The organism is Staphylococcus sp. HMSC070D05, from assembly GCF_001815595.1.
GTDB lineage: Bacteria > Bacillota > Bacilli > Staphylococcales > Staphylococcaceae > Staphylococcus > Staphylococcus hominis.
In genome coordinates this window covers 87,106-108,846 of the sequence record NZ_KV821161.1, presented here as the reverse complement: position 1 = coordinate 108,846, position 21,741 = coordinate 87,106, and the positions used below count along the sequence as shown (strand labels likewise).

18 protein-coding genes and 4 pseudogenes are annotated in these 21,741 nt (G+C 31.8%); 19 read left to right on the top strand and 3 right to left on the bottom strand.

The features are described 5' to 3' along the window. Positions 1-18 precede the first annotated feature (18 nt). On the bottom strand, positions 19-1,086 hold the full coding sequence (locus tag HMPREF3046_RS10795) for a DsrE/DsrF/DrsH-like family protein (RefSeq protein ID WP_070719468.1): 1,068 nt from the start codon (positions 1,084-1,086) through the stop codon (positions 19-21). Between the two features lie 138 nt (positions 1,087-1,224). Between HMPREF3046_RS10795 and cstR the strand changes: the two genes are divergently transcribed. The 19 genes and pseudogenes from cstR to HMPREF3046_RS11140 all read left to right on the top strand — a co-directional run. Then, positions 1,225-1,485, top strand: a complete 261-nt coding sequence (cstR, locus tag HMPREF3046_RS10790; RefSeq protein ID WP_000456194.1) for a persulfide-sensing transcriptional repressor CstR — start codon at positions 1,225-1,227, stop codon at positions 1,483-1,485. Beyond that, entirely contained in the window at positions 1,482-2,240 is a 759-nt protein-coding gene (locus tag HMPREF3046_RS10785) for a sulfite exporter TauE/SafE family protein (protein ID WP_070719466.1), read from the top strand. The genes cstR and HMPREF3046_RS10785 overlap by 4 nt, the downstream gene beginning before the upstream one ends. Before the next feature lie 515 nt (positions 2,241-2,755). Continuing rightward, on the top strand, positions 2,756-4,816 hold the full coding sequence (locus HMPREF3046_RS10780; RefSeq protein WP_070719464.1) for a heavy metal translocating P-type ATPase: 2,061 nt from the start codon (positions 2,756-2,758) through the stop codon (positions 4,814-4,816). A 128-nt stretch (positions 4,817-4,944) separates the two neighbouring features. Continuing rightward, positions 4,945-5,379 (top strand): YdhK family protein, encoded by a 435-nt coding sequence (locus HMPREF3046_RS10775; RefSeq protein WP_371093866.1) that lies wholly within the window; start codon positions 4,945-4,947, stop codon positions 5,377-5,379. Between the two features lie 374 nt (positions 5,380-5,753). After that, positions 5,754-6,746 (top strand): LacI family DNA-binding transcriptional regulator, encoded by a 993-nt coding sequence (locus tag HMPREF3046_RS10770; RefSeq protein ID WP_070719460.1) that lies wholly within the window; start codon positions 5,754-5,756, stop codon positions 6,744-6,746. A 229-nt stretch (positions 6,747-6,975) separates the two neighbouring features. Beyond that, positions 6,976-8,283 carry an SLC45 family MFS transporter gene (locus HMPREF3046_RS10765; RefSeq protein WP_141755549.1) on the top strand — a complete coding sequence of 436 codons (1,308 nt, stop codon included), beginning with the start codon at positions 6,976-6,978 and terminating at the stop codon, positions 8,281-8,283. A gap of 23 nt (positions 8,284-8,306) precedes the next feature. Continuing rightward, positions 8,307-9,383, top strand: coding sequence for a Gfo/Idh/MocA family protein (locus HMPREF3046_RS10760; RefSeq protein WP_070719456.1), 1,077 nt, complete (start codon positions 8,307-8,309; stop codon positions 9,381-9,383). A gap of 19 nt (positions 9,384-9,402) precedes the next feature. Then, positions 9,403-10,446 carry a Gfo/Idh/MocA family protein gene (locus HMPREF3046_RS10755; protein ID WP_070719454.1) on the top strand — a complete coding sequence of 348 codons (1,044 nt, stop codon included), beginning with the start codon at positions 9,403-9,405 and terminating at the stop codon, positions 10,444-10,446. Positions 10,447-10,460: 14 nt separating this feature from the next. Further along, the gene (locus tag HMPREF3046_RS10750; RefSeq protein WP_070719451.1) at positions 10,461-11,429 is read left to right on the top strand and encodes a sugar phosphate isomerase/epimerase family protein; all 969 of its coding nucleotides are present in this window, start codon (positions 10,461-10,463) and stop codon (positions 11,427-11,429) included. Positions 11,430-11,791: 362 nt separating this feature from the next. Beyond that, the gene (locus HMPREF3046_RS10745; RefSeq protein ID WP_141755545.1) at positions 11,792-12,355 is read left to right on the top strand and encodes a hypothetical protein; all 564 of its coding nucleotides are present in this window, start codon (positions 11,792-11,794) and stop codon (positions 12,353-12,355) included. A gap of 27 nt (positions 12,356-12,382) precedes the next feature. Next, positions 12,383-12,577 carry a hypothetical protein gene (locus HMPREF3046_RS11280; RefSeq protein WP_256278235.1) on the top strand — a complete coding sequence of 65 codons (195 nt, stop codon included), beginning with the start codon at positions 12,383-12,385 and terminating at the stop codon, positions 12,575-12,577. 3 nt (positions 12,578-12,580) lie between these two features. Further along, a pseudogene (locus HMPREF3046_RS11675) lies at positions 12,581-12,829 on the top strand (hypothetical protein); the annotation flags it as partial. A 34-nt stretch (positions 12,830-12,863) separates the two neighbouring features. Beyond that, the gene (locus tag HMPREF3046_RS10735) at positions 12,864-13,613 is read left to right on the top strand and encodes a hypothetical protein (RefSeq protein ID WP_070717376.1); all 750 of its coding nucleotides are present in this window, start codon (positions 12,864-12,866) and stop codon (positions 13,611-13,613) included. A 41-nt stretch (positions 13,614-13,654) separates the two neighbouring features. Then, complete coding sequence (locus tag HMPREF3046_RS10730) at positions 13,655-14,632, top strand: DUF1002 domain-containing protein (protein WP_070719447.1); 978 nt, start codon at positions 13,655-13,657, stop codon at positions 14,630-14,632. A 170-nt stretch (positions 14,633-14,802) separates the two neighbouring features. Then, positions 14,803-15,062: pseudogene (locus HMPREF3046_RS11275) on the top strand (metal ABC transporter solute-binding protein, Zn/Mn family); the annotation flags it as partial. Between the two features lie 437 nt (positions 15,063-15,499). Further along, positions 15,500-16,405 (top strand): FAD:protein FMN transferase, encoded by a 906-nt coding sequence (locus HMPREF3046_RS10725; RefSeq protein ID WP_070719474.1) that lies wholly within the window; start codon positions 15,500-15,502, stop codon positions 16,403-16,405. An 82-nt stretch (positions 16,406-16,487) separates the two neighbouring features. Beyond that, positions 16,488-19,505 (top strand): NADH-dependent flavin oxidoreductase, encoded by a 3,018-nt coding sequence (locus HMPREF3046_RS10720; RefSeq protein WP_070719446.1) that lies wholly within the window; start codon positions 16,488-16,490, stop codon positions 19,503-19,505. A 24-nt stretch (positions 19,506-19,529) separates the two neighbouring features. Beyond that, positions 19,530-20,906: an MFS transporter gene (locus tag HMPREF3046_RS10715; RefSeq protein ID WP_070719472.1), complete on the top strand. Its 1,377-nt coding sequence runs from the start codon at positions 19,530-19,532 to the stop codon at positions 20,904-20,906. 63 nt (positions 20,907-20,969) lie between these two features. After that, positions 20,970-21,155, top strand: a pseudogene (locus HMPREF3046_RS11140) (SDR family oxidoreductase); the annotation flags it as partial. 97 nt (positions 21,156-21,252) lie between these two features. Here the strand turns inward: HMPREF3046_RS11140 and HMPREF3046_RS11600 are convergent. Then, positions 21,253-21,471, bottom strand: a pseudogene (locus HMPREF3046_RS11600) (IS5/IS1182 family transposase); the annotation flags it as partial. Positions 21,472-21,528: 57 nt separating this feature from the next. Further along, the coding region (locus tag HMPREF3046_RS10710) for a GNAT family N-acetyltransferase (RefSeq protein WP_141755548.1) at positions 21,529-21,741 on the bottom strand (213 nt) is incomplete at its 5' end.

Here is a 21,741-nt window from a genome sequence, read left to right as displayed (position 1 = left end):
AATATCATTCCTTTCTAATTATATAAATAAATTGTGATTAGCTTGTTCTGTATATCCAATATATGCACCTACGCCACCGTATTCTACATCATCGCGTAGTTCTTCTTTTGTAATGCCCATAACATCCATGCTCATTGTACAAGCAATAAGTTTAACACCTTGTTCAACTGCTTGATTGATAAGAGAAGGTAAATCATCAACATTTTTCTTTTTCATGACATAACGCATCATTAAATTTCCTAAACCAAACATATTCATTTTTGAAATAGGCATTTTAATTGGTGAATTTGGAAGCATGAAGTCAAAAAGTTTTGCGATACCTTTTTTCTTAATGCGTTGATTTTGAATCTTTTTAAGTGCATTTAAGCCCCAAAATGTGCAAAAAATGGTTACATCTCTACCTGCAGCTTTAGCACCATTAGCAATAATCATTGCTGCAACTGCTTTATCTAGCTCGCCGCTAAATAAAACAATCGTTGTTCCACTTTTCGTGTGTGTCACTTCTATATTTTTATTTTCTTCTTTTTGAATAATAGCGCGAATTTCATTACCAGAATCATTGAGTCTAACAAGTGTATGTCCAGTTTGTTTGACCCAACTTTTAATATCATTTAAAAATCCGTGATCAGTCACAACAACTTCTATTTGATCACCAATAGCGATGTTTTTGATTTCTTTACTAATATTAACAATAGGTCCTGGACATTGTAGATTACTATAATTGAACATCTTACGATTATCTTTAATTTCTCTATCTTCTTTTACTTTAGATAAATTATCATTATGATGTTGTTGTTCGTATGCGGTATAACCTCCGTCTAAATTCACCACATCGTATCCGCGTTGTGCAAGAAATTGACTGGCTTTTCTACTTCTATTACCACTTTTACAATAGATATAGTAAGTTTTATTTTTGCTTTGTTTAAAAGTCTCTATATTTTCAACTGAATGTAATAAAGTATTTTTAATGTGTCCTAATTCAAATTCTTCAGGCTGTCGAACGTCAATTAATTGACCCTTAGAACCCAATTCTTGTAATTCTTTTTTAGTGAAATCATTAATGTGTTTCGTTTTATATTGTGACATAATTACCTCCTTTTAAATACCTATGGGGGTATATTATAACGAATTAGATAGTTTGTCAAATACCTATGGGGGTATTTGACAAACTAAAATTTAATCAATATGATGTAATTATTAAAAATAAATGTGGAGTGAAATATATTGGAATATAATAAAAAGATGATTAATCGTATTCATCGCATACAAGGACAGCTTAATGGAGTCATTAAAATGATGGAGGAAGAAAAAAATTGTAAAGACGTCATTAGTCAATTAAGTGCCTCTAAAAGTTCTATTCAACGGTTAATGGGTATTATCATTAGTGAAAACTTAGTAGAATGCGTCAAAATGTCTGAAGAAAATAGTGAAGATTCTCAGGCACTAATTAATGAAGCAGTTGAATTATTGATAAAAAGTAAATGATAAGTATAACAACAATTATAGTAATGTTAGTTATTGGTATCTTAGGAGGATTTATTTCTGGATTAGTCGGTATAGGGGGAGCCATTGTTATTTACCCAGCTCTCTTATTATTACCACCATTATTTGGTTTACCTACTTATAGTGCTTATATTGCTTCAGGATTAACTTCAAGTCAGGTGTTTTTTAGTACATTGAGTGGATCTTTAAACGCATATAAAAATAAAAATTTTTCTAGAACGCTTATACTTAATATGGGAAGTGGAATGGTAATAGGTAGTATGCTAGGTGCAATCTTAGCGAATTTAATAAATGTTCAGTTTGTTAATACGGTTTATATTATTATTGCATTACTAGCTCTTATTCTAATGTTTATAAAAGTCACACCATCTACTAGTCATATTAAGTTTAATCGTCTACTTTTAATTACAATAGGTGGTATCATCGGTTTGGTATCTGGTATTGTAGGAGCTGGTGGAGCATTTATTATTATTCCAGTACTACTTGTTATATTTAAATTACCAATGAATATGGTGGTTACAAATAGTATTATAATTGCATTCATCTCTTCTATTGGAGCATTTATGATTAAATTATTACAGGGTTATATTCCTATCAATAGTGCAATACCGTTAATTTTAGGTAGTATACTATTTACGCCTCTAGGTATGAAAATGGGCCAGAAAATACCTGACTATATTCAAAAAACGATAATATGTATTTTAATCGTCGTTGCAATTATTAAGTTGATATTTTAAAAACATGGGAGTGGGACAACATTCATTTTGAACTTGATTGAATATATAGTATATTTAATAAAATGCTTCTATTGTGGCGTAGAATTTGAGAATTAAAAAAAGATTAATATAGTTTGAAGAGACTGAATATAAATACTAGAAAAATAGCCAGTAAATGAGTTTATTATGAATTCATTTACTGGCTTCTTTAAATCATGATCTAGACAATTTGCTTTTCTAGACCTACTTTGAAATGCGTTATTTTCTTTAAGCATATTAATATATGACTTGTGTTGATAATGCTAACCTTGGTCAGAGTGTATTGTCATGCGAGAGTTCAGATGAGATTTTTTAATTAAAACCTTGTTTTAAACATCGATGACAAGGTCTAATGTAGGACGTGTAGACATCATTTTCGGAATGATATAAATAAATCCATAAATGGAGATAAATCGAAAACATTTATACCCCTAGGGGGTATGTGTTATAGTATAAGTATAGCTAATATAATATTTTCATAAATAGGAGGGGTTAATTTGAAGAATAATAGTGAAGCGCGTAATCATCAAAATCACATGAATCATTCCAATCACATGCATCATGATAACCATGCCTCACATCATCATAGTGGCCATGCACATCATCATGGAAATTTTAAAGTTAAGTTTTTTGTTTCATTAATTTTTGCAATACCTATCATTCTTTTATCGCCAATGATGGGTGTTAACTTACCTTTTCAATTCACATTTCCAGGTTCTGAATGGGTAGTGTTAATATTAAGTACAATTTTATTCTTTTATGGTGGTAAACCGTTCTTGTCTGGTGGTAAAGATGAAATTGCTACAAAAAAACCAGGCATGATGACCTTAGTTGCCCTAGGTATTTCAGTAGCTTACATTTATAGCTTGTATGCTTTTTATATGAATAACTTTAGTAGTGCAACTGGTCATACAATGGACTTTTTTTGGGAATTAGCAACCTTAATTTTAATTATGTTATTAGGACATTGGATAGAAATGAATGCTGTCGGAAATGCTGGAGATGCTTTAAAGAAAATGGCAGAACTGTTACCTAATAGTGCGATTAAAGTTATGGATAATGGCCAACGCGAAGAAGTTAAAATATCAGACATCATGACTGATGATATCGTCGAAGTAAAAGCCGGAGAAAGCATTCCGACAGATGGTATTATCGTTCAAGGACAAACATCTATAGATGAATCCCTAGTCACTGGAGAATCTAAAAAAGTACAAAAAAATCAAAATGACAACGTCATCGGGGGTTCTATTAATGGGTCTGGAACAATACAAGTCAAGGTTACAGCTGTGGGAGAAGATGGATATCTTTCTCAAGTTATGGGACTTGTTAATCAAGCACAAAATGATAAATCTAGTGCTGAATTGTTATCTGATAAAGTAGCGGGTTATTTATTCTACTTTGCTGTAAGTGTGGGCGTGATTTCTTTTATTGTCTGGATGCTCATTCAAAATGATGTTGATTTTGCATTAGAACGTCTTGTAACTGTGTTAGTCATTGCTTGTCCACATGCTTTAGGCTTGGCAATACCTTTAGTCACTGCACGTTCTACTTCAATTGGTGCACATAATGGTTTAATTATTAAAAATAGAGAGTCTGTAGAAATAGCTCAACATATCGATTATGTAATGATGGATAAAACTGGTACTTTAACTGAGGGTAACTTTTCTGTGAATCATTATGAGAGCTTTAAAAATGATTTGAGTAATGATACAATATTAAGCCTTTTCGCCTCATTAGAAAGTCAATCTAATCACCCATTAGCTATAAGTATTGTTGATTTTGCGAAAAGTAAAAATGTTTCATTTACTAATCCACAAGACGTTAATAATATTCCAGGTGTCGGATTAGAAGGTCTAATTGATAATAAAACATATAAAATAACAAATGTCTCTTATCTTGATAAACATAAACTTAATTATGACGATGACTTGTTTACTAAATTAGCTCAACAAGGTAATTCAATCAGCTATTTAATTGAGGATCAACAAGTCATTGGCATGATTGCTCAAGGAGATCAAATTAAAGAAAGCTCAAAACAAATGGTAGCTGATTTACTATCAAGAAATATTACACCAGTCATGCTTACAGGTGACAATAATGAAGTGGCACACGCTGTCGCAAAAGAATTAGGTATTAGTGATGTCCATGCACAACTCATGCCAGAAGATAAGGAAAGCATTATAAAAGATTATCAAAGTGACGGTAATAAAGTCATGATGGTCGGAGACGGTATCAACGATGCGCCGAGTCTTATAAGAGCCGATATTGGTATAGCAATTGGTGCAGGCACAGATGTTGCAGTGGATTCAGGTGATGTCATACTTGTTAAAAGTAATCCATCAGATATCATTCATTTCTTGACCCTTTCAAATAATACTATGAGAAAAATGGTGCAAAACTTATGGTGGGGTGCAGGTTATAATATTGTCGCTGTACCTTTAGCAGCTGGCGCATTAGCTTTTATCGGGTTAATATTATCACCAGCTGTAGGAGCAATATTAATGTCTTTAAGTACAGTTATAGTAGCGATTAATGCTTTTACATTAAAATTAAAATAAAAGGTAGGCGTTGTATTATGATTAAAAAATTATTTTTTATGATATTAGGGTCATTACTAATATTATCAGCTTGCTCCAATAATGATGAAAAAGATAAAGACACTAATGACCAAAAAAGTGAGAGCCATATGAAGCATAATGATGAAAGTAAAGTTCCTGAAGGTATGACATCGACTAATGAGGGTGAATTTAAAGTAGGAGATAAAGTAACGATTACAGCAGGGCATATGCCAGGTATGAAAGGTGCAGAAGCTACTGTAAAAGGTGCGTATAAAACATATGCTTATGTTGTAAGTTATAAACCCACAAATGGAAATGAAAAAGTAAACAATCATAAATGGGTCGTAAATGAAGAGATCAAAGATGCACCTAAAGATGGATTTAGTAAGGGCGATACTGTTAAATTAGAAGCAAGTCATATGTCTGGTATGAAAGGTGCTACAGCCAATATAGATAACGTGAAAAAGACGACTGTTTACGTAGTTGATTACAAATCCAAAGATAATGGTAAAATCATTAAAAATCATAAATGGATGATAGGAAATGAACTGAAAGCACGATAAAAATCTAGTTCTAGATTGAGAAATAAATAGATATAAAGATATCCTCCTTAATCAATAATTTAAATAACTTATTATTGTTAAGGAGGATATTTTTTAGTGTGTAAATTAAAAAGAATTTTAGAAGAATAACATTTATCAAAAAACTGTTCATTACCTTATTAAATGAAATTATATAATTAAAAACCGCATCATTAACCGATACGCAGAAATGTAATATAAGTGACGTAGATTTTGATACGTGCATAAGAAACTTATCTCTTATCAAAAATTATGCATACTTCTTAAGAATATTTTGTATTATTTAGGTTAAAATTACCATGGAAATAAGGATATAATTGTTTTAAATAATAAATGTAATTAAGGGTGGGAATATAATGACAAATGTTAAAGATGTAGCAAAGTTAGCTCAAGTTTCCACTGCTACTGTATCCAGAGTTATAAGTAATAAAGGTAAAGTAAAAAAAGAAACGAGAGAGAAAGTATTAAAAGCAATTGAAGTGTTAGATTATCATCCTAATAATATTGGAAGACAATTGAGAACAATGAAGACAATGACAATTTTAGTACTTGTTCCTGACATTACTAATACATTTTTTTCAAAAATACTAAGAAAAATTGAAGTGACAGCAATTGAAAAAGGCTATGAAGTTTTACTAGGTGACACACAAAACAAATCTGCTGATAAATATTTTGGTTATTTCTATGAAAAGAAAGTAGATGGCATTATATCTTTAACATCTTATTTTGACGTTAAAAATTTAGAAACAATCAATAAGCAAATTCCATTTGTGTTAGCATGTGAAAATATTGAAGGTATTAACTTGCCGTCAGTCACAATCAACAATATTCTAGGCGCTGAAATAATGACACATTATTTGATTGATAAAGGGCATAAAAATATCTCTTACATCTCTGGGCCTTTAAAAGGAATATTAGGAAAAAATCGTTTGACAGGTTTTAAACAACAAATGTTGAAGCACAATCTTAAAATAAACGATGATTGGATATTTGAAGGGGATTTTACAATACAATCGGGATATAAAATTGGTATGAAAATTTTAAAGTTGAAAGAATTACCTTCAGCAATCTTCGCTGCTAACGATGAAATGGCAATAGGTATTATAAAGGTTCTAACTAAACATGGCATTCGTGTGCCTGATGACATTTCAATCGTAGGATTTGATAATATTATATCATCAGAAATTATTACTCCAGAGCTTACGACTTACGCTCAACCTGTTGAAGAAATAGGTAATCAAGCAATACAAAAATTACTAGATTTAATCGAAAATAAAGAGTTAAAAGAAACGGACACTTTACTAGAAGGGACAATTTTAGAAAGACAATCAGCCCAAAATATAAAGTAAAAATTTTTCATCTATAAATGTAATCGTTTACAAATTGAAGTCATTTCGTTATAATTAAAAATGTAATCGATTACATTTTATCTTTAATGTAAATAATTATAAGGAGACTTAATAATATAAATAAACAAAGGGGTGAAAAATAATGAGTAACGTGGTTAATAATCACAATACTGATAATGAAGATATTGTTAAAGTGTCTGAAAGAACAGAAGAAACGGCAGGACATAAAATGCCATTTCTAAAAAAATCAATCATTTTTTCTATAACATTTGGATTTTTTGGAGTAAATATGGCTTTTGCTTTACAGTCTTCAATGATGGGAAGAATTTTTCAAACGTTAGGTGCTAATCCTGATAAATTAGGGTGGTTTTTCATTTTGCCGCCTTTAGCAGGAATGATTATTCAACCATTGATTGGTCACTATTCAGATCATACTTGGAATAGATTTGGACGACGGATGCCTTATTTATTAGTAGCTGGTCCGATAGGCGCATTAGTATTAGTTCTTTTACCTAATGCTGGATCATTCGGCTTTGGATATGCATCCTTAATGGCACTATTATTTGGAGCAGTCATGACATTATTTATGGATTTAACAGCTAATGCATGTATGCAACCTTATAAGATGGTTATAGGTGATATGGTAAATGAAGATCAACGGGATATGGCTTGGTCATGGCAGCAAACATTTTCAAATATGGGAGGTATTATTGCAACAATATTACCATTTGTATTAACACTTTTAGGAGTTGCAAATATCGCACCTAAAGGTGAAGTTCCTTCAACTGTTAAGATTGCTTATTATATTGCTGCTGCTGTATTATTGGTTGCTTCAGTATGGACAGTTTTATCAGTTAAAGAATATGAACCCAAAAAATACAATTACTATCATGGAATTTCTGAAAATGAACAAAATAACAAAATTAATTTACTTCGATTATTAAAATCGGCACCTAAACAATTTTGGCAAATAAGTTTAGTTCAATTTTTTAATTGGTTTGCAATTATGTATCTTTGGACATATTCAACAGGTGCTATAGCAAAAAATGTTTGGAATACAACAAATCCTGCGTCTGCAGGATATCAAGAAGCAGGAAATTGGTATGGGCTGCTATTTTGTATACAGTCAGTAGCATCAGTACTTTTTGGGTTTGTTATTGCTAAGTCTAAACCCCAACAAAGAAAATTTTGGTATAGTTTCGGATTGGTTACTGGTGGCTTAGGTTTTATTTCTATCTTCTTTATCCATAATCAATGGTTACTTATTATTTCTTTCTTATTAATAGGAATTAATAATTTAACGATGAATACACAACCATTTACTTTACTAAGTGAATCAATTGATGGAAAAAATTCAGGAGCATATTTAGGTTTATTTAATATCAGTATTTGTTTACCGCAAATTATTGCTTCTGTAGTAAGTTTTGGACTTTTTCCATTATTAGGAAGTTCAATGCCTGCAATGTTGCTTTTTGCTGGTTGTATGTTAATTATAGGCGCTTTATCCGTTCATTTTATAGATGCAAAATTTAGTTAAATAAGTTAAAGGGGTTAATAAATATGACAGTTAAAGTTGGTATTATTGGATGTGGAGGAATAGCTAATGGTAAACATCTACCAAGCTTACAACAAGTAGATGAGGTAGAAATTGTTGCTTTTTGTGATATCGATATTGATAAAGCAAAAACAACAGCATTAAAGTTTGGTACAAGTAATGCAGCGGTCCATAGTGATTATAAAGAATTATTAAAAGATGAATCAATTGATGTTGTTCATGTATGTACACCAAATAATTCTCATAGTGAGATTACAGTAGCATCGTTATACGCTGATAAACATGTAATGTGTGAAAAACCAATGGCTAAATCAACAGAAGAAGCTCAAAAAATGATAGATGCAGCTAAAGAAACTGGTAAGAAATTAACGATTGGTTATCAAAATAGATTCCGTCCAGATAGTCAATATTTACATGAAGCTTCTCAACGTGGTGATTTGGGAGATATTTACTTTGGTAAAGCACATGCCATACGTCGACGTGCAGTTCCTACATGGGGTGTCTTCTTAAATGAAGAGGCTCAAGGCGGAGGGCCTTTAATTGATATTGGAACCCATGCTTTAGATTTAACATTATGGATGATGAATAATTATGAACCAGTATCAGTAACTGGATCAACATTCCATAAACTCAGTAAACAAGAGAATGCAGCTAACGCTTGGGGTCCTTGGGATCCAGAAGAGTTTACAGTAGAAGATTCTGCATTTGGATTTATAAAAATGTCTAATGGAGCGACTATTATTCTTGAATCTGCATGGGCGATCAATTCTCTAGAAGTTGATGAAGCAAAATGTTCATTATCAGGAACAAAAGCAGGCGCTGATATGAAAGATGGATTACGTATTCACGGTGAAGATATGGGCACGTTATATACAAAAAATGTTGAATTAGAAAATAAAGGCGTCGACTTTTATGAAGGGGAAAAAGTTGATGAAGCGGCAGAAGAAGCAAAAGCATGGATTGATTGTGTCGTTAATGATAAAGAACCTCTTGTAAAACCTGAAGAAGCAATCGTCGTTACTAGAATATTAGAAGCTATATATAAATCAGCTAAAACAGGTGAAACAATTTATTTTGATTAGCAAATAGAGGTGGATACTTATGAGTGAAGTACTAAAGGTTGGGATTATTGGAGCTGGTGGTATTGCACAGAGTAGACATATACCTGCACTGCAAAAATTAGAAAATAAAGCACAAGTTGTTGCTTTATATGATATTAATCAAGCACAAGCTAAAAGTGTGGCTAACAAATTTTCTATTCCTCATGTTCCAGAATCAACTGAGAAATTATTTGAACTAGTTGATGCTGTCATTATTTGTACACCAAATAAATTTCATAAAGAAATGACGGTGGCAGCTTTAAATGCAGGGTTGCATGTCATGTGTGAGAAACCGATGGCTATGAATGCTTCGGAATGTAACGTAATGATTGAAGCGAGTGAAAGAAATCATAAACTTTTAACTGTAGCTTATCATTATCGCCACACTGATGCAGCGATTGTAGCAAAAAAAGCAATCGAAAATGGAGATATAGGCGTGCCACTAGTTATACGTATACAAGCATTACGCCGTAGAAAAGTCCCAGGATGGGGTGTGTTTACTAATAAGGAATTACAAGGCGGTGGTAGCTTAATAGATTACGGCTGTCATTTATTAGACTTAGGATTATGGTTACTTGGTGGAGATATTAAGCCGGTAGAAGTATTAGGTAAAACGTATAACAAATTAAGCAAACAGTCAGGACAAATTAACGATTGGGGACAGTTTGATTATGAAACATTTGATGTTGACGATCATGTTTCAAGTTTTATGACATTTTCAAATCATTTAAGTATGCAATTTGAATGTTCTTGGTCCGCCAATATTAAAGAAGATCAAATGCATTTAAGTGTGTCAGGAGAAAATGGGGGGATGAATTTATATCCATTTGAAATTTATCGACCGCAATATGGTGCATATTTCACTAATAGTGCGAATGTTGTACATAATGAAGACATTGCAGCTGAGAGACAGGCGCTTAATTTTGTGAATAGTTGTCTCGGAAAAGAAGAAATCGTTGTTAAAGCAGAAGAAGCACGTAACGTTAATTTACTTATAGATGCAATTTATAACAGTAATGAATTAGAGCACAGTATTAAATTATAAAAGGAGTGTTTCATATGAAACTAGGTGTATTTTCAGTTTTATTCCAAGATAAAAATTTTGAAGAAATGTTAGATTATGTAGCAGATTCAGGATTAGATATGATTGAAATTGGAACTGGAGGTAATCCGGGAGACCAATTTTGTAAATTAGATGAATTGTTAGAAAGTGAAGAAAAACGTAAAGAATTTAAAGAAGCAATTGATAAAAGAGGTTTAGAAATTAGTGCATTCAGTTGTCACAATAATCCAATTTCACCAGATCCAGAAAAGGCTAAAAGATCAGATGATGTTTTACGTAAAACGATTCGCTTAGCAAATTTATTAAATGTTCCTGTAGTCAATACATTCTCAGGTATTGCTGGGTCAGATGAAACAGCCAAATTTCCTAACTGGCCTGTAACGCCTTGGCCAGATGCATATTCTGAAATATATCAATATCAGTGGGAGAAAAAATTAATTCCATATTGGAAAGATCTTGCAGAATTTGCTAAAGAACAAGATGTCAAAATTGCAATTGAGTTACATGCAGGATTTCTAGTACATACACCTTATACTTTATTAAAATTACGTGAATCTACTAATGAATATATAGGTGCTAATTTAGATCCTAGTCATTTGTGGTGGCAAGGTATTGACCCAATTGCAGCGATTCGTATTTTAGGAAAAGAAAATGCGATACATCATTTCCACGCAAAAGATACGTATATTAATCAAGAAAATGTAAATATGTATGGATTAACTGATATGCAACCATACGGAAGTGTTGAAACACGTGCTTGGACATTCCGCACAGTAGGATATGGACATAGTGTCTATGTATGGGGAGATATTATTAGTCAATTGATTATTAATGGTTATGACTATGTACTTAGTATCGAACACGAAGATCCTATTATGTCTATTGATGAAGGTTTCCAAAAAGCTTGTAAAAATTTACAATCTGTCAATGTGTATGATAAACCAACTGATATCTGGTGGGCTTAATATCTAATTAATTATATAGTTTTAAGAGAGAGTGTTAAAAAAGTCAGATTTTTTTAATGCTCTCTTATTTATTATATTTAATTTAAATAAACCGCATCCTTAACCGATACGCAGAAGCATATCATAAATAAAACTAAAAAATAAGTTGTATATAACTTACTTTGAATTGACGTAATTAAATATATTATCTCCAATAAAATGTATGATAACTTAAGAAAATATTGAAATCATAGTTTTATAATCTGAAATGAATAAATTCACTTAAATAATTATGTTAAAATTTGAGTAAAGGGTTATTGAAAGGTAATTGTAATATGATATCTAAAAAATTAATAAGTGGAATTTTAGTTTTTTCTGTTTTTTTGGGAAGTTGCGATTTTAATATTAATTTAACAGATGATCAAAATTCAAATAATTCTCAAAGTAAAGAAATTAAACAAAATGAAAAAAATAAAACTAATCAAAATAGTAGTAATCATCTATTGAATAGTGATAATAATCAAAATAGCAATGTCCAATCACCACAAGTAAAGAAACCAATAGGTGAACAACGAGCAATTGAAACTGCCAAAACTTATGCTCAAAATAATATAGAATCTAATGGTAAACAAATAAATTTTAATATTAATAGAACTTTAACTTCCAATAATCATGTATATTATATTGAATTTAAAAATGGAAACGTCAATGGCTCTTTTTTAACATATATGATAGAAGTCGATAAAAGAGCTGGTGTTGTATTAGAAAGTTATGAATATGCTTCCGATGAAGAGAAAAAACGATATAATGAAGCAAAGGAACAAGCGATTGATAATAATGATACAGATAATGAGAATATAAAAACACAAGAACAAAAACAAAAGATGGATCAGAGTTCACAAGAAGAAGAAATACAATCAGAATCTAATGGTGAAGATGATTCTTAATTTTAAGAGAATGTAAGAGTTAACAATATGAAAAAATATATAATTAGTTTAGTACTTTTAACTTCTTTTTTACTATCCGCTTGTACAATTAATATTGAGCGCGATGGGGAAAATAGTGAGAAAAATAAACAGAAAGAAAACACTCATACTGATTTAAATAATATAAGTTCGAATGAATCAGATACTTCTAAACACCCATCTCAAGAAAATACTATAAATTAAACAGAACAAAATAATGAAAAACAGCAAGAAAATAGTAACGAGAAAGCTTCGCAAAATGAGGAACGTGAGGATCCAAATCAACCAATAGAACAACCATCTAGCGAAGATAATCAAAATCCAGATGCAGCACAAGAAAATAATAACCAAAACAATGATGAAAATACTGATGGTAACAACTATGAAAATGAACAATCTCAAGATGTAGAATCAAAAAGTTCAGAAAATGACAAAGAAACTTCAAACGCTTCATAAATATAAAAATATTATTATCAAAAGGAGTCTTTAATTGGTTAGTGTTACACAAAGAATTTCACAAGTTAAACAACCTCGTGGTGGATATTTAAACAGAAAATCATTTGAAGTTAAGCAACTAGAACCAGAAACATTTATAGATACAAAAAATGAAAATATAGCACCTCAAACAATTGGTTTAGTCGTAGACTACCTTACTCGTATGGTTATAAATCAAGACAAAGAAAAATCATTTGCCATATCGTTAACTGGCGCAAAATTAGCTGGGGAATTACAAACAGCCGAATCATTGTTAAAAGATATTAATGATAATGATGATCTATCTATTATTAAAGCATGTCAATTGGTAAATTACGATATGGTATATAGAGCAGGAAGCATGCCTAAAGAATTTAAAATTCCAGATCAAGACACAATTAATAATATAAAATCACTTATAAACAGAAGTCTTTCATTTTTTAATCAAATTGGTGAAGTTAAAATGGATGGTTTCACATTTGAGGGTGGTTATACAAGCATTATTGATACTGGAGATGGCGACTTTCTAACTGAAGATACTTTGTGGGATTTTAAAGTTTCAAAACAACTACCACAGAAAAACAGTACGCTTCAATTAGTGATATATTATTTAATGGGTAAGACATCTCAAAAGCCTACCTTTGAGAATATACGTTACATTGGTATTTATAATCCAAGATTCAACCAAATTTATAAATATGATATGACACAGGCTGATTCAGAAATGATTGAAACAATCCAAAAACGTGTTATTGGATACGATTAATATAAATATATGAAACATTTTAAGGGATGGTGTATTTGAAAATGAAAAAAACAATAACTAGTTTAGCAGTAGCTACATTGTTGTTATCAGCTTCAGGTGTTGTTAAAGCAGCTGAGAATAAAGAAGATTGGGATGAACCTGTTTTTATTAAAGGCGCTGACTTAGAAGGGCAAGATTTACAACAAACTGAGAATGATCTAGGCGTTGATGATAACTATGAAACTTATAATGTTAACGTCAATGATGTGAGTAATTATATCCCAAACAGCAGTAATCTAAGTTATATTTATTCAAGTGCAACAATTGAACATAAAAAATGGGGTAAGGGTGTTGATGTGAAAATTGATACACCAGATAACATTACAAAAGTGACATCTGAACAATATCAAAATGCTGCAATTACGGCAGGAATTAAAAACGCAGAAATACATATAGCTTCTGTCGACCAAGTAACTGGTGAAGGTGCTTTAGCTGGTATTTATAAAGCATATGAAGAAAAAGGTAACAACCTCAACGCTGAAGATATTCAAAATTCTAATCAAGAAATGAATGACTTAGGTAGAATTTCAGAAGAAAATAAAGGTAAAGATGGATATTCAGATGAAGCTTTGAATGCTTCAATAGCAGATATTAAAGAACAACTTGCAGATATTAAACAAAATCAAGATAAACAAATAACACAACAACAAGTTGAAGACACGGTCAATAAAGTACTCGATGAACGTGGCTTGTCAGAAATATTATCAGAAAATCAAATTCAAATGATTAATAATAATATGGTGAATGTGGCAAACTCTAATGCCTTAACTTCTGATCCAAAAGCATTTAAACAAAATGCAAAAGATGTATTAAAAAATATTGAAAAAAACTCAGATGATTTATTGAATAAAGCGAAGGATAAAGCCAAAGATTTGAATACAGAAGAAAATAGAAATCTCCTTCAACGCATATGGGATGGTATTGTGGAAATTATTCAATCTATCATTCAATTTTTCTCTAATCTGTTAAATAAATTATAGAGTTGTTTAAAAAGAGAGGACAAAATCTGCCCTCTCTTTTTTAGCAAAATAACTAATAAGGAGAAGCATACCACAAATAAAACTAAAAAATAGATTATGAAAAGTATATCTTTGAAGGGGGTCGAATGAGAGACACAGAAGTAGAAAAATCTAATAAATAAGCTGTAATTTATTTAGTAGAACGTTATCATTTTGAATAAGAAGGCATTGGAAATATGAATGCTGAAGAACCAAGTCAAAAAGATTTAACAAATATTGTTAAACAAATTAAAGAAGATAAAGTGAAAAATATTTTAATAGAAGAAAATGTATCTTATTAAGTAGTGGGTACGATAAGAAAAGAGACTAATGCTAAAACAATTTAATTTTACAATATGGATCACACATGAAACAACAAAATGATAAAACAATACTTACTAATCATTTATGAAAAAACATTAAAGCTATTGAAAAAACAATAAAAAAACGAATGAATCAATCAACATTATAAAAAAGACTGCAGCAATGAGATGTTCAGATGCGCAAATATTTTCGTATTAACTGCGTTGATTATATGAAAATATTCAATTTTATCGATGTTAATTTACTGTGTGAAGAGTGGAATAAAGAATTCTGTATGGCTTCTGTTCTACTCTTTTTTATTAAAAATATATAATAAAGAATTTTTTAAAATAGTAAAATTTATACTTTGATTAACTTTTGACATAATTATGAACATCTAAATAAGTAAAAATCAAATATTTGAAATTGTGTTAACATGAATGTGGAAACTAAAGTAATAATTTCATTTAAAATAGCTTTTAAATTTTATATACATATTAGCGTTGTGATACACGTAGAAAGGGGGAATCAAAAGTGGAAACGCTAATGGTTAAAGCAATGGGGACGGTGATACGTTTATCGATTGAACATCAACATTCGAGCACATTACTTCAAGAAGCTGAATTAAAAATTCATGATTGGGAATCTCAATTTAGTGCTAATGATCCAAAATCAGATTTGATGAATGTGAATCAACATGCAGGTATCGCACCAGTCAAGGTTAATCCTGAGATGTTTAACATGATACGTTATGGTTATGAAACTACACTATCTTCTAATTTTAAGATGAACATATTGATAGGGCCATTAGTTAAATTATGGAAAATTGGTTTCAAAGATGCATTGAAACCTAAAGAAGAAGATATACAACGCGCTTTAATGTGTATGAATCCTGAAAATCTTGTTCTAAATTCAAAGACACATGAAGTATTTCTTACACAACCAGGAATGGAGATTGATTTAGGAGCCATTGTAAAAGGCTATTTTGCTGATCAATTACAGCAATACTTTTTATCTCATGGTGTAGCTTCTGCCATTATCGATTTAGGTGGTAATGTTTTAACAATTGGTAGACAACCGAAAACTTTAGAAAAATGGCATGTAGGTATACGCAATCCTTTTTATAAAGACGCATTATCACTCGTTACATTAAATGTAGAGCATCAATCAGTTGTTACTTCCGGCATCTATGAACGCTATTTCATACAGGAACATCAATTATTTCATCATATTTTGGATTCCAATACAGGGTATCCTGTAGATAATGATATCGCTAGCGTGACAATCATATCTGATCATGGGATTGATGGCGAGGTATGGAGTACAATTTGTAGTTTTGGTCAATCACAACAAAATATTGAATTATTAAACCTCATAGATGGTGTTGAAGGTATCATTGTGACAAGAGATGGAAACGTTTTAATGACTTCAAAAATGCAGAGGTATTTATAAAATTTTAAAGAATACTCATAAAGAGTATTTTATTTTTAAGTATAAATGTGAAAAAAATCACAATGTATTAGGAGGAATTGCTATGAGTAAAGAATTATTTGATACTTTTAAATTTAAATGTGGTGCCGAATTAAAAAATAGAGTATTAATGGCGCCCATGACTATCCAAGCTGGATATTTTGATGGAAGTGTTACATCAGAAATGATTGATTATTATCAATTTAGGGCTGGTGATGCTTCAGCAATTATTGTTGAAAGTTGTTTTGTTGAAGACCATGGGAGAGGCTTCCCAGGGGCTATAGGTATTGATAACGATGACAAAATACCTGGACTTAAACGTCTAGCAGAAGCGATTCAATCTAAGGGGTCAAAAGCGATTTTACAACTTTATCATGCTGGAAGAATGGCGAATCCTAAGTTCAATGAAGGTGAACAACCCATATCTGCGAGTCCTATTGCAGCATTAAGACCTGATGCGGTACCACCAAGAGAAATGACACATGCTCAAATCAATCAGATGATAGAAGATTTCGGAGAAGCGACACGTCGTGCTATAGAAGCAGGATTTGATGGTGTTGAAATTCATGGTGCCAACACATACTTATTACAACAATTTTTCTCTCCGCATTCTAATCGAAGAGAAGATACATGGGGAGGCAGTCGTGAAAAACGCATACGATTCCCAATCGAAGTACTAACAAAAGTTCAACGTGTCGTTGATGAAAATGAAGCCTCTCATTTTATAATAGGATATCGATTCTCACCTGAAGAAATTGAAGAGCCAGGCATACGTTTTGAAGATACCATGTTTTTACTAAATACTTTAGCAAAATATGAACCCGATTACTTCCATATATCAGCAAACAGTTATCAACGTACGTCCATAGTGAATCAAGAAGATACAGAACCTTTAATTAATAAATATCATAAAATGAAAAGTGCACAATTGGCACAAATTCCATTAATCGGTGTTGGTAGTATTGCGCAACGAAAAGATGCAGAACATGCCCTTGAACTCGGTTATGATCTTTTAAGTGTTGGGAAAGCCTATTTAGTAGAACCTCAATGGACGGATAAAATTTCGCAAAACGAAGAAGTTGAACAATTTGTCGATATACATGACCAAAAAATACTTCACATACCATCTCCTCTATGGAAAGTGATGGACTTCATGATTTTAGATAAAGAAGAAGAACATCGTAAATATGAAAGATTAAAAGCACTACAAAATAAAAAAGTGAAATTTAACAAAGGCACGTATCATGTCTATGCAAAAGGTCATAATGGCAATCTACCAATGAAAGTTCAATTGTCGGAAGATAAAATTGTAAGTATTGAAGTAGATGATAGTGGAGAGTCTGAAGGTATAGCGAACCCAGTTTTTGAACGTTTACCTCAAGATATCATCAATGGACAAACGTTAAATGTCGATGTCATATCAGGTGCGACAGTAACAAGTGAAGGCATCGTACAGGGCATTGCAGATGCAATTGAACAAGCAGGCGAAGATCCAGATATTTTACGAGCACGTCCTAAACCAGTCGTTCAGTGGTCTGATGAGGTCGTTGAAGAGACAACTGACGTAGTCGTGATTGGTACAGGTGGTGCTGGTTTAAGTGCAGCTGCTACGGTTTTAGATGAAGGAAAAGAAGTCATCATGCTTGAGAAATTTGCGGCTATAGGTGGCAATACCATCCGAACAGGTGGTCAAGTCAATGCTGCTGAGCCTAAATGGCAAAGTGCATTCCCTGCACTCGCTGGTGAAAAAGACACATTGATACAGTTATTAAATCATGATGAAAAGGATATAGATGAGGCTTATCTTGAAGATTTCAATACTTTAAAGCGTCAAATTAAAGATTACCTTGAAAAAAGTAGCAATAAAGATGATTATCTTTTCGATTCTGTTGAATTACATCGCATTCAAACCTATCTAGGTGGAAAACGTAAAGATCGTAATAATGTTGAAATTTCAGGTGATTATGATTTAGTTAAAACACTCACAGATAATGTTTTAGAATCAGTATACTGGTTGAAAGATAAAGGGGTACATTTTGATCGCTCAATTGTAGATATGCCTGTTGGTGCACTATGGCGTCGTGGACATAAACCAATGAAAGCACAAGGTTTAGAGTACATTGAAAATTTAGGAGACTACGTTAAACATCATCATGGTCGTATTTTTACAGAAACTACTGCAGAAAAATTAATTAAAGAAGGTAATCAAGTTGTTGGTATTGAAGCACGTAAAGCAAATGGTGCTAAAGTTAAGATTCACACTCGTCACGGCGTAGTGTTGGCCACAGGTGGTTTTGGAGCAAATACTAAAATGATACAACAATATAATACGTATTGGGATAACATTCCAGATGATATTAAAACAACAAATTCTCCTGCAATTACAGGTGATGGTATACGTTTAGGTGTGCAAACAGGCGCTGACCTCGTAGGTATGGGATTCTCTCAAATGATGCCGATTTCTGATCCTAAGACAGGTGCATTATTTACAGGATTAATCGTGACACCTTCAAACTTCGTCTTCATTAATAAGGAAGGCCATCGTTTTGTTAACGAATTTGAAAGTAGAGATGTATTATCTAAGGCAGCATTAGAACAAAAAGACGGCATCTTCTATATTATTGCAGACGCAAATATTAAAGCGCTAGCTATGAATACGACTGAAGACAAAATAAATCAAGAATTAGAAGATGGCACTTTAATAAAGGCTAATACCTTAGAAGAGTTAGCTCAAAAATTAAACATAGATACAACTACTTTTGTGAATACGATTGAAAGATATAATACTTTCGTAGAACAAGGACATGATGAAGATTTTAATAAAAATGCATTTGATTTAAAAATCGAAAAAGCACCATTCTATGCGACACCACGAAAACCTGCAATACATCATACTATGGGTGGTTTAAAAATTAACACACATGCACAAGTCGTTGATGTAGAAGGTCATATCATTAAAGGATTGTATGCAGCTGGTGAAGTTGCTGGTGGTATACATGCGGGTAACCGTCTAGGTGGTAATGCGCTGGCAGATATTTTCACTTTTGGTCGCATCGCTGGTCAAAGTGCTGTAATGAAATAAAGAAGAACAGGAGGACATTTAATGATGAGTGAACAGTTTAATAAAGGAAAACAACTCATTGTAGCGATTATTTTAGGGATTCTCACATATTGGTTATTTGCACAGTCTTTCTTGAATATCGCACCACATGTTCAACGTTTCTATGATGTAGATATGAGTATTGTTAACATTGCGGTCAGTCTCACATCACTCTTAACTGGTGTGTTTATAGTTGTAGCAGGAGGTTTATCTGATAAGTTAGGTCGAGTTAAAATTACTTATGCAGGTTTGATACTTAGTATACTTGGGTCTATTGCACTGATTATATCTCATGCGCCACTTTTATTATTGGTAGGTCGTGTGTTACAAGGTTTATCTGCAGCATGCCTACTTCCGGCAACTATTGCGTTAATTAATTCATTCTTTCATGGTGAAGAAAGACAAAAGGCACTAAGTTATTGGTCATTTGGTTCATATGGTGGAACAGGATTAGCATCATTATTTGCTGGAATGATAGCCACTTTTATTGGGTGGCGTTGGATTTTCGTGTTGTCAATCATTTTCTCAATTCTTGCCTTAATATTGCTTAAAGGCATACCAGAATCTAAAGATGAATCTGCACATAATAAAAAATTTGATATTATTGGTATTGTTATTTTTGTCATTATGATGTTAAGTATTAACATAGTAATAACGCAAGGTGATAGAATTGGATGGTTAAATCCTATTATTGTAATATTAATTGCTATATTCATTGTGACATTAATAGCTTTCTATATATTTGAAAAACGTCAAAATGAACCTTTCATAGATTTTAGTTTATTTTCAAATAATATTTATATTGGCACAACATTAGCTAATTTAATGGTGAATATGGATATAGGCTCACTTGCATTATTTAATATCTATGTTCAAGATGATAAACATTTAACAGGAGCACAAGCAGGTTTAATTACAATTCCATATATGTTGTGTAGTTTATTAATGATACGTGTAGGTGAACGTTTTATGCAAAATCGAGGACCGCAATTGCCACTTATGCTAGGTCCTATATCAATTACAGTGGGTATTATACTTTTAGCCTTCACTTCATTGCCTAACATGATTTATTATATTGTAGCGTGCATTGGCTTTATCTTTATAGGTTTAGGATTAGGTTTCTTTGCGACACCAGCGTTATCTACAGCTGTATCTAATGTTCCGTCAGAAAAAGCAGGTACTGCATCAGGGATTATCAAAATGACTTCTACACTCGGTGCAGCATTTGGTATCGCTGTTGTAACTACAATCTATACGGCATTGTCTGTCAATCACCCAGCACAATTTGCAGCTACAATCGCATTTATCGTAGGGGCAGGTTTAGTGTTTATCGCATTTATTGCCGCGTATTGTTTAATTCCTAAAAAGAATGTAGATGCTTAAATCGGGAGTTGGCGTAGTAAATATCATTGCTTGAATTTTGATCGTATGTTGTATGATGAATAAATAGTTAAACTTGATGATAGTCTTGAAATAGGAGATGCGTTTGAAGCCTTTTCTTCAGAAATTACGCTTGGAAGATATCAAGCACCATCCGCTGTTGCAAACTTAGTATCATTCTTAGCTTCTAATGATTCTGACTATATTATTGGTCAATTCATTTTAACTGATGGTGGATTAGTGTATAGATAAAAAGGGATACTTCGTCATGGTAATTAACGGATAAAAAAGCGTTTAAATATTTATATATAATGATTGTGTGCTTATACAAAATGTCAACTCAATGCATTCATGTGAGAGTGGGATGATGAGTCTGAGACATAAAGTCTCTAGATAAGTCAATAAAGACAATTTCTATTGAAATAATATAGAAATTGTCTTTTTTATAAATTTTTTGATTGTTTTCAGCTAGTTAAGTCGCTACTTTTCGTATATTGAGTGCCATTAATACAAATCCAAATTTTCTTTTAATTTTATTTATTCCTCTAACGGATATTCGAATGAAACCCGTTCTAGTAATTTAGGTTTGAACCCATCTAAGTGAATATATGAGTTGTTTTTTATGCTATAAAATATATTCAGATTTCAATAATGACATAAAATAGGCATCTTTATATTTACCTTTAGTGTAGAATTGCTCTTTGAGTAATCCTTCTGTTTTAAACCCTTGTGACTCGTATATATGAATAGCTTTTTTGTTATCTGCATCAACATACAGATAGATCTTATGCATGTTTAATATATCTAATGCATAATTTATCGCTTTTTCGAATGCGAA

What these genes read in the sequence shown, in the direction of transcription:
- HMPREF3046_RS10795 (WP_070719468.1), bottom strand. Translation starts at nt 1,086, where the DNA reads ATGTCACAATATAAAACGAAACACATTAATGATTTCACTAAAAAAGAA.
- HMPREF3046_RS10785 (WP_070719466.1), top strand. Translation starts at nt 1,482, where the DNA reads ATGATAAGTATAACAACAATTATAGTAATGTTAGTTATTGGTATCTTA.
- HMPREF3046_RS10775 (WP_371093866.1), top strand. Translation starts at nt 4,945, where the DNA reads ATGAAGCATAATGATGAAAGTAAAGTTCCTGAAGGTATGACATCGACT.
- HMPREF3046_RS10770 (WP_070719460.1), top strand. Translation starts at nt 5,754, where the DNA reads ATGACAAATGTTAAAGATGTAGCAAAGTTAGCTCAAGTTTCCACTGCT.
- HMPREF3046_RS10765 (WP_141755549.1), top strand. Translation starts at nt 6,976, where the DNA reads ATGCCATTTCTAAAAAAATCAATCATTTTTTCTATAACATTTGGATTT.
- HMPREF3046_RS10760 (WP_070719456.1), top strand. Translation starts at nt 8,307, where the DNA reads ATGACAGTTAAAGTTGGTATTATTGGATGTGGAGGAATAGCTAATGGT.
- HMPREF3046_RS10755 (WP_070719454.1), top strand. Translation starts at nt 9,403, where the DNA reads ATGAGTGAAGTACTAAAGGTTGGGATTATTGGAGCTGGTGGTATTGCA.
- HMPREF3046_RS10750 (WP_070719451.1), top strand. Translation starts at nt 10,461, where the DNA reads ATGAAACTAGGTGTATTTTCAGTTTTATTCCAAGATAAAAATTTTGAA.
- HMPREF3046_RS11280 (WP_256278235.1), top strand. Translation starts at nt 12,383, where the DNA reads ATGAAAAAATATATAATTAGTTTAGTACTTTTAACTTCTTTTTTACTA.
- HMPREF3046_RS10730 (WP_070719447.1), top strand. Translation starts at nt 13,655, where the DNA reads ATGAAAAAAACAATAACTAGTTTAGCAGTAGCTACATTGTTGTTATCA.
- HMPREF3046_RS10725 (WP_070719474.1), top strand. Translation starts at nt 15,500, where the DNA reads ATGGTTAAAGCAATGGGGACGGTGATACGTTTATCGATTGAACATCAA.
- HMPREF3046_RS10720 (WP_070719446.1), top strand. Translation starts at nt 16,488, where the DNA reads ATGAGTAAAGAATTATTTGATACTTTTAAATTTAAATGTGGTGCCGAA.
- HMPREF3046_RS10715 (WP_070719472.1), top strand. Translation starts at nt 19,530, where the DNA reads ATGAGTGAACAGTTTAATAAAGGAAAACAACTCATTGTAGCGATTATT.